The organism is Burkholderia arboris (assembly GCF_902499125.1).
Classification (GTDB): Bacteria; Pseudomonadota; Gammaproteobacteria; order Burkholderiales; family Burkholderiaceae; genus Burkholderia; species Burkholderia arboris.
This window is the reverse complement of sequence record NZ_CABVPX010000003.1, coordinates 369,814-378,843: the sequence shown is the minus strand read 5'-3', so window position 1 is coordinate 378,843 and position 9,030 is coordinate 369,814. Positions and strand designations below refer to the sequence as shown.

Sequence of the window (9,030 nt, the reverse complement as noted above, 5' to 3'; positions counted from 1 at the left end):
GCTCCCAATGCAACCGCGCCCGTCCCGGTCGCGACACTAGGATCACCGATCGCAACTGCACCATTGCCGCTCGCAGTATTGGCCACACCGATCGACACTGCCTTACCGCCCGTCGCAGTTGCCGTCTGACCAATTGCGACCGCGCCAGCAGAATTGGCCAACGCATTCGAACCTTGCGCGATCGAATTGTCGCCAATTGCTTGTGTGCCATTTCCGATCGCCAATCCGCTATTGGCATTTACAGTAACACCGCTCCCAATGCCGACAGAGTTGTTTCCTGTTACCGAATTGTTAACGCCGAATGCGGCAGATTGAGTGCCGCTGACTGTGCTCCCTCGACCGACCGCAATATCATTCGAACCATTCAGCGTCTTCAAGGACTCGCCAACAAGAACGGAATCGCTGGTTCCAGCCGTGGAACTCTGTCCTATTACGGTGGAGTTTCCACCCGAATTTTCCTGTGACCCATATCCGATCACAATCGAGCCGTTGGAAGTAGCACTTGCCGAACTTCCGAGCACAACCGTATTCGAGCCGACGGAAGAAGCCTGCTTTCCGATAACAACCGCCTGATTCCCCCCACCGACTGTCGAGGCACGATTGCCAATCACAATCGTATCGGTACCGCTCGCGGTCGTCGTATCGCCGATCGCAATCTGCGACCCTGCTCCGGTAGCGTTCGCTGCATAACCGATTGCGATGGGACTACCGTTATTTACACCTACGCCATTGGCATTCGATATCGCGTTTGGGCCAATCGCGATTGAACCACTTCCTGAAGTGCCCGCAGTTGCAGTGCTGTTCAGGCCGATCGCAATCGTCACACCACCCGATGCGGTAGCTCTGTTCCCTACAGCAACCGAAGACCCGGACGAACTCTTTGCGTTTGAACCAACTGCGACTGAGTTGTCGCCGGACGCGACTGCGCTAGCACCAAGAGCGGCAGCAGAACCACCGGTCGCTGTCGCCGTTGCGCCAACTGCAACAGGATTGTTCAGCGAGCCCACAACACCACTTTGCACGCACTGTACTAATAGCGTCGGACCACAAGGCACCTGAGCATACGCAGTTTTCGAGGCACCAACCGCAATCAATGCGGCGGCCACTGCAACACTCAGAGTCGACTTTGAAGATTTTCCACGCGCCGATTCAAGCTCTGATGCCGCCACCCACGCGCCGAGAGATTCGTTCCAAATGGTTCGATATATTTTATTCATTTTAAATAATCTATATAAATTATGACGATTTAATCTCTCGACACACAACCTCACCTCAACAACCATCCTCAGATGGAGTCAATCCTTCTGACATACACCGGTGTAGCGAGAACTATCAATACTTCATTAGATATGGAAATTAAATTGTCAATTGCATTGACAAAACTCAGGCTTCGTTCGCCAAATATTCTTAAATTCTGTTAAATCCTCGAATCTGCTAGCCGTTTATCGTGAGCGCTCGTATATACGAGACACGATTTATTTTTTTCAACGTTAGGATACCCGAGCCCCCTGCCTACAAATGTTTACACGTCTCATATACACATTCTATTTGTCTCTTTTTTCATTATATTTTTCTGACAAATCAAACATTTACATAGGATGTATTGTTGGGGTCAGATTCGCGTTTCTTCCGATGGCATACGTAAGGGGAGACCGAAAAAACACGAATGCCACGCGCCTCAATGTTGCCAGCCCAACTGAAGCCGCTCTTCGTGCAAAGCAATCCGACGAACAGCATCATCGAGAAGACGATCGAGATCTGGTGGGCAGCAGTCAAAGGCAAGTGCACAATTCAGCGCACCTCGTGAAGAATGGCATGTCATGACGAGCGGATGAAGCCGCACGTCGGCTGTCGAAACGCAGCCGCTCAAGAAGTGCTAATCGAGCAGGTGCGAGGCTGCGAGATGAGCGCCATCTTGGCCACTCGCGCCGCAATCGGCTGATGTGACCAGCCAGCGAAGAGGCGCTAGCGCCAAGATATGGTTCTGACCGAAGACGGCCCGATCTATATCGTGGTTTCCAGCGTCCGTGACGGTAGCTTCGAACCGCTGCTGATTTCTAAACACGAACGACGCAGGCCCGAAATACGACGCATCTGCGTTCGATAGCTCGCCGGATTCAACGGGCCTATCGATCCAATATCAGGCAAACGGGCCGGCAACAATATGCGTCCCACGGTATTGGCAGCCAAAGTTCCGCGATCGACATCCAAGCGTCGACGCGGGATCAGCGCGGTCAAGTCAGTGCGCTTACACGATGGCCACTACACAGGTAGTTACCATGCGTTGACGCCCCCGAATTAAATAGCCGCGTTCCGACTGTGGTCACATTTCAGCGGGTTGCGCAACACTTCGGGCCCACCCGACCGAATCGACCAGCACGGCTGGACGAGCATTGAGGCCCAAGTGCCAGACGCATAGCCAGGCCAGTTTAGCGTCGTCAGAAAGGCGACGAGTTCAATCTAACTAGTTTTATAATGTCTACGCCAGTCAGAAGTTCAGCAGGTGGAAACTAGCCTTATCAGGCTTGCCTAAATTACGATCCGCGACCTCATTTACGCAGCGCTTCTATCGCACCTGATCGCTGCGCACACGGTGGTCTCGACTAATTCCGTCCGGCCTCGCCTGTTGCTCAAACGCCTGCAGTGAGCAGTTCCACGGCAAGGTGAACAGCTAGACAAGAGTGTTTCGAGAGCCAATCGTGTCAGTGCTTCTCATTCTTGCAGCGACACCGCAAGAAGCCTATCGCAGATAACATGAAACCTGTCTCTAGAAACGCGGTGCGACAGGCGCGTCGCAGACAGCACAATCTTCAAGTGCCGTTAGCATGCCACTATGGGCAGACGTATCTCACCATATTCGCCAAATGCGACATTGACGACTATCTCTTTTGCGACTCCGAGATAGACATCATGTGCTCAAAATAAAATCCCACTCCGTCAGCATTCCGATCCGGGACACGTTGTTCGGATTTCACATCACCTGGCGCACAGCCAAAATACCCACGAAACGCCTTAGAAAATTGTTCCGGACTCGAAAATCCGAGCACTCCAGAAATGTCTCTAATCCTTCCACGTCCGGCCTTGCTCGATGCCAATTCACGATAGGCGTATGCCAATCGTTTTTCTTTTATTATGGTAGCTATTCCATCGACATCCTCAAATGCCCTATACAGATGTGCTCGCGATACACGAAATCTCTGAGCCAACATATCAGGGGACAGATCTCTATCAAACAAGTTTTGGTCTATAAAATCCAAAACTCTATTCTTTAATACAACCGACGGACCCAATCTCGAGTCCAATATTTCGGAACCAACACTACCATTGACAGACATAATCAATGACATTAGAGAATCTTGAACCGCATCAGAACTTTCGATCGGCAACTCGTCCATAACAGCCCGAACCCCCAAGATATACGATCGGAGAAGTTTTGTGAGAGGAAGAGCAGCCTTCAGCAGCCGACCATGAATTTTTTTTCGATTAATAACGGTTTCAATAAATCGACGCTCGACAGTGATTGATAAATTCTCACCATACCCTTTCCACCGCACCGGAACGTTCAAATCACAAATCGTAATATCACCGGGGTCAGTTTCCATCAGCATACCGTTCGTTTCCCAATAAGTATGCCCTGTTAAGGTAAGAACTATAGTGTAATTAGGGTCAATACTTCTTGAAATGACGCCGCGATCGCGCGAACCGATCTGACCACTGAAAGACGTATGCGCTACGTATAAATTTCCCACACTCTGAACAATCAAACTTCCGGAGGGTGGGGCATCATAATCATCCGCGGCAGATATGGAATAGAGCGGCTCACACAAGGCACGCCAATAATCGATGCGCTCGTTTTCTGGAACATGATCCAGCGAGATATGAATTTTCGAACGCTCCATTTTCTCACCACCAATATTAAAATCAATACATGCCAGCCCGCCCACTATTGTACACCAGCATACTTCTCACACGCCGAAACATCATCAGCGACTATTTTAATAATTGTTAACTTAATCCACATAACCATTTAGAACATCGTTACCCGATCAATTCTTCTTGAGCAAGAACTTCAGCCCTCCCGAGCATTGGTATGACGTTCATGAATATTTTTCTGAGGATACTCTGTCTGTCACCCCTACTATTCAGACGTAACTTAATAAAAGATACAAGCCGGCAGCAATCATTCCCCCGAGCACTGGGCCGATGACGGGGATCCACGCATAATGCCAATCACTGCCACGTTTTCCGGGAATCGGCAGGATCGCGTGCACGAAGCGTGGAGCAAGGTCGCGCGCGGGGTTCATCGCGTAGCCGGTCGGACCACCGAGGGAAATGCCGATGCCGAGCACAAGCAGGCCGACAGGCAGCGCGTCGAGCGCACCGAGCCCGACCTGAGGCGACGCTAGATACAGCACGCCGAAGATCAGCACGAACGTGCAGATTGTCTCGGTCAGCACGTTTTGCCAGACACTGCGGATCGCGGGCGCCGTGCAGAACACCGCGAGTTTCAGGTCCGGATTGGCTTCCTTTGCGAAGTGCTGGCGATATGCGAGCCATACGAGCAGTGCGCCCGCCATCCCGCCGAGCATCTGCGCAAAGATGTAACCACCAACCTTCGACCATGCGAACTTCCCCACGAGCGCTAGGCTAATCGTGATGATCGGATTCAGGTGCGCGCCGCTAAACGTTGCGGTCACAAAGACAGCAACAAACACAGCCATCGCCCAGCCCATAACAATCACGATCAGATCTGAACCCTTACCCTTGGTTTCCGCAAGGAGGACATTTGCTACCGCACCATTTCCCAACAACACAAGAATCGCAGTACCAACGAATTCAGCAATACAAGGTGGCAATATTTACCTCCATTGAACAATTTTTACAAAAATATATGCCCGCGCGCGTGAGCGCGAGTTCTTCATATAAAGAAAATCCGAAAATCAACATCGCATCAATCAAGCACGCCATCCACCTTTTCCACTAATATCATTGCACTCGCATTCAAAGGTCTAGGCCGCCCTATCGGTACATATACTTTGTCTCCGGCTTCAATTGGGAGTCCGCTATATGCGCATGTCCCTGCCCTGCGAGCATATCGCGGCACCCAGACTTGCTCTCCATAGTGGCACCGCCCCGGCTCCGTCCATTGCAAATACAAGCGATCCGACGACTTCTCCAAGAGTTCGATGAGCAAATTTCCGTACATCTTTGAAACGGGAACGGATTCCAAACTTGACAAATACAAATCGTAAGGATTTCTCACCCAGCGCTTGCGCAAATTCATTATTCCCCCTCAAAGCGGAAACCAATCGCATGTAATTAGAAGCATCGATACTCCATGCAGCCTGCTACCGGATATGAAGTTCATATACCAGCGAATGTCGGCAGATAATGCCGATTTCCCATGTCTCATCTCGCTTGCAACCTTACGTCGACCGGGCAATTGATAATGCGGGCGGATGTTTTCGTCGAAGTCGGTGCCAGTTCCGTAACCATCGCGCGCACGCCGGCCGCGGCTTGCATCGCAATCACGTCGAGCGCGCGCCGGTGGCCGGCGACGAGTGCGTCGTAGCCGTCGGCGACCGGTTCGGCGACGCTCGTGCGGCAGGTCATCACGGCCTGCGTGGCGAGCGAGCGCACGCTCCACACCGCATCGACCGCCGCCCGTTTGCCCGGCCACGACTCGAAGCGCTGCACGTTCACGCTGATGCGATACACGGGCACGCCGGGCGGATACGCGGAATTCGCGACGTCGATCGTGCCGAGCCGCGCGGCGAGATCGTCCGACAACGCGCGGCGGATCTCGTCGGCGGGCGGTGACGCCCAGCGTTCCTGCTCGAGCACGTCGACCTGCGCGGCGTTTTTCTGCACGACCAGCTGGTTCTTCGCGACCTGCTCGGGCACGCCGACGGACGGCACCTCGATCAGGAACGCCGGGTTGGCCGGCGCGGTGCGCAGCGGCGCCGCGGCGTCGGCCGGGCTGAGCGTGTAGAACCGCGCGGGCGGCGAGCTGCACGCGGCGAGCGCGAGTGCGGCGAAGGCCGCCGCCGCGCCGCTCGCAAAACCGTTCACGCGGGTCGTCATTGCTTGTCTCCTGGCTTGCCCTTGAGCAGCGATTCGGGGTGACGCTCGAGGTAGTCGGCGAGCGCGTTCAGCGATTGCAGCGTGCGCGTGAGTTCCTTCAGCGCGCCGCGCACGTCGGACTGCAGCGGCGAATCCTGCTGCAGCGTCGCCTCGGCGGTCGAGAAGGTCTGCTTGGCGACCGACAGCGTGTCGCGCGCTTCCGGCGCGACCTGCGTGTCGAGCTGCTTGAACAGCTTGTCGGCGTTCGACAGCGCGCTGTTCAGGTTCGCGCCGATCTGGTCGAACGGCACCTTGTCGAGCTTCTTCGCGATGTCGGCGACCTGCAGCTGCAGTTCGTCGAGCGTATTCGGCACGGTCGGCAGTTCCATCACCGATTTCGTGATATCGATCGACTCCGCTCGCGCCTGCGGGAAAAAATCGAGTGCGACATACAACTGACCGGTCAACAGATTCCCCGTACGCAGCTGGCCGCGCAGACCGTAACCTGAAACCAATCGCTTCAAGACCAACCGGCGCGCAGTATCGCCCTGGTAGCCGACCGCATCCCGAAAGGACTTGCCGAGACGATCCGGATAGAGGTTCATCGTCACCGGCATCGTGAAGTTCTTCGTCTTCGGATCGAAGTCGATGCCGATGTTCGTCACTTCGCCGAGCACGATGCCGCGGAAGTCGACCGGCGCGCCGACGGCGAGCCCGCGCAGCGACTGGTTGAAGTTCATCACGACCTGTACCAGTTCGCCATCCGGGTTGCGCATCGCGTCGCCTTCGTCGGAGCCGAGGCGGAACGTCGTGTTGTTCGGCGCCGTCGCGCCGCTGCCCTGGTTCGGCGGCGTCTGGAACGCGATGCCGCCGAGGATCACCGTCGCGAGCGACTGCGTGTTCAGCTTCAGGCCGCTCGAATCGAGCCGCAGGTCGACGCCGCTCGCCTGCCACCAGCGCGAGTTGATGCCGACGTACTGGTCGTACGGCGCATTGACGAACACGTTGAACGTGACGCCCGTGCCGTCCTTGTCGAGCGAGAAGCCGACCACCTGGCCGACCTGCACGCGGCGGTAGTAGACCGGCGAGCCGATGTCGACCGAGCCGAGCGAATCGCCGCGCAGCACGTACTGCGTGCCTTTCTGGTCGCCCGTGACGGCCGGTGGCGTCTCGAGGCCCGTGAAGTCGGTCAGCGTATCCTGCCCGTGGCCGGCGTCGACGCCGATGTACGCGCCGGACAGCAGCGTACCGAGCCCCGACACGCCGGTCGCGCCGACGCGCGGCCGCACGATCCAGAAGCGCGAGCCCTTGACCGCGAAGTCCTCGGCTTCCTTCTTCAGCTGCACCTGGACGAGCACGCGCGACAGGTCCTTCGACAGCTTGATCGTCTTGACCATGCCGATCTCGACGTCCTTGTACTTGACCTGGGTCTTGCCGGGCTCGAGCCCTTCGGCGCTGTGGAAGCTGATCGTGATTTCCGGGCCGCGTTCGCGCACGGACTTGATCACGAGGCCGATGCCGATCAGCGCGGCGATCAGCGGCACGAGCCAGACGAGCGACGGCAGCCAGCCGCTTTTCGTCGAGATCGTCGGATCGGGCGGCCGGGGCGCGTCGTGCTGCGGGCCTTGTGGACTATTCATGGTGATTCCCTGAGTTTTCGACTGGATCCCAGATCAGGCGGGGATCGAACTGCATCGACGCGAGCATCGTCAGGATCACGACGGAACCGAACGCGAGCGCGCCGGGGCCGGCCGTGATGACGGCGAGCGAACGGAAATGGACGAGCGCGACGGTCAGCGTCACGACGAAGATGTCGAGCATCGACCAGCGGCCGATGCGCTCGACGATCCGGAACAGCCGCGTGCGCTGCTGCGGCCGCCACGCGGTGCGGCGCTGCGCGCTGATCACGAGGATCAGCAGCACGCCGAGCTTGAGCATCGGCACGAGGATGCTCGCGACGAACACGACGACGGCGAGCGGCCAGTCGCCCGACACCCAGAAATAGATGACGCCGCTCATGATCGTGTCTTCCTGCGAGCCGACGATCGACGCGGTGCGCATGATCGGCAGCAGGTTCGCGGGAATGTAGAGGATCGCGGCCGCGAGCAGCAGCGCCCAGGTGCGCATGATGCTGTTCGGGGTACGGAAGTGCAGTGCGGTGCCGCAGCGCGCGCAGTGCGCGTGCGGCCGGTCGAGCGTCTGTACGAGCCCGCACGTGTGGCAGCTCGCGTAGCCTGCGCGTGCGGCGGTCGGTGTCGTCATCGGCGGGCGGCTTCCGGCAGCGGGGCGGCCGAGTCGGGTTGCCCGGGCGAGCGCCCGGCGCGCAGGTCGTCGGCGATGTCCCACAGCGTGCGCGGATCGAACATCAGCACGACCGCGATCATCAGCGTGAGTGCGGCGAACGCGAACAGCGCGGCGTCGGGCACGACGCGCGCGAGGCTCACCATCTTCACGATCGTGACCAGAATGCCGAGCATGAACACCTCGATCATGCCCCACGGCCGCACGAGCTCGATCGCGCGCAGGACCAGGTTGAAACCGGGCGGCACGACGCCGCGGCGGATCGGCAGCAGCAGGTACAGCAGCGCGGCCATCTCGACGAGCGGGAACAGCACGGTCGAGCAGAACACCATCACGCCGACGATCGCCATGTCCTGGTGCCACAGCGAATCGATCGCGCCGATCAGCGTGGTCTGCACGCGGTTGCCGTTCACGTCCATTTCGAGGATCGGGAACGCCTGCGCGATCGTGAACGTGATCAGCGCGGCGAGCGCGAGCGCGCAGATCCGCTCGATCTGCGCGGCGCTGTTGCGGTACAGCAGCGCGTCGCAGCGCGGACAGCGCGCGATTTCGCGGCCGCTCAGGCGTGGTTTGTGCAACAGTGCGTCGCACTCGTGACAGATACAAATTTCCACGCCACGTTCGATCATCATTCAGATACTCGACAACAGTTCAATATTCAAAATA

Annotated in this window: 8 protein-coding genes and 1 pseudogene; 1 reads left to right on the top strand and 8 read right to left on the bottom strand. The window is 57.2% G+C overall.

Translation table 11 applies throughout. The annotated features are described in order from the left end of the window. Positions 1 to 1,283: ESPR-type extended signal peptide-containing protein (locus BLA15945_RS06130; RefSeq protein WP_265095820.1), on the bottom strand; the 1,283-nt coding region annotated here is incomplete at its 3' end. A 636-nt stretch (positions 1,284 to 1,919) separates the two neighbouring features. On the opposite strand from BLA15945_RS06130, the pseudogene BLA15945_RS37585 reads away from it, so the two are divergent. Further along, positions 1,920 to 2,074: pseudogene (locus tag BLA15945_RS37585) on the top strand (transposase); the annotation flags it as partial. Positions 2,075 to 2,879: 805 nt separating this feature from the next. On the opposite strand, the gene BLA15945_RS06125 reads toward BLA15945_RS37585, so the two are convergent. The 7 genes from BLA15945_RS06125 to BLA15945_RS06095 form a co-directional block, all read right to left on the bottom strand. Further along, entirely contained in the window at positions 2,880 to 3,944 is a 1,065-nt protein-coding gene (locus tag BLA15945_RS06125; protein ID WP_174991781.1) for a helix-turn-helix domain-containing protein, read from the bottom strand. A 198-nt stretch (positions 3,945 to 4,142) separates the two neighbouring features. Then, the gene (locus BLA15945_RS06120) at positions 4,143 to 4,856 is read right to left on the bottom strand and encodes an MIP/aquaporin family protein (protein WP_174991780.1); all 714 of its coding nucleotides are present in this window, start codon (positions 4,854 to 4,856) and stop codon (positions 4,143 to 4,145) included. Between the two features lie 95 nt (positions 4,857 to 4,951). Beyond that, positions 4,952 to 5,206, bottom strand: coding sequence for a DUF3331 domain-containing protein (locus BLA15945_RS06115; RefSeq protein WP_320205690.1), 255 nt, complete (start codon positions 5,204 to 5,206; stop codon positions 4,952 to 4,954). A gap of 203 nt (positions 5,207 to 5,409) precedes the next feature. Further along, on the bottom strand, positions 5,410 to 6,084 hold the full coding sequence (locus BLA15945_RS06110) for a PqiC family protein (RefSeq protein ID WP_174991778.1): 675 nt from the start codon (positions 6,082 to 6,084) through the stop codon (positions 5,410 to 5,412). Next, positions 6,081 to 7,703, bottom strand: coding sequence for a PqiB family protein (locus BLA15945_RS06105; RefSeq protein WP_174991777.1), 1,623 nt, complete (start codon positions 7,701 to 7,703; stop codon positions 6,081 to 6,083). Before BLA15945_RS06105 ends, BLA15945_RS06110 begins: the two co-directional genes overlap by 4 nt. Then, positions 7,696 to 8,325: a paraquat-inducible protein A gene (locus BLA15945_RS06100; protein WP_034187137.1), complete on the bottom strand. Its 630-nt coding sequence runs from the start codon at positions 8,323 to 8,325 to the stop codon at positions 7,696 to 7,698. The genes BLA15945_RS06105 and BLA15945_RS06100 overlap by 8 nt, the downstream gene beginning before the upstream one ends. Next, entirely contained in the window at positions 8,322 to 8,993 is a 672-nt protein-coding gene (locus BLA15945_RS06095) for a paraquat-inducible protein A (RefSeq protein WP_174991790.1), read from the bottom strand. Before BLA15945_RS06095 ends, BLA15945_RS06100 begins: the two co-directional genes overlap by 4 nt. Positions 8,994 to 9,030: the final 37 nt, after the last annotated feature.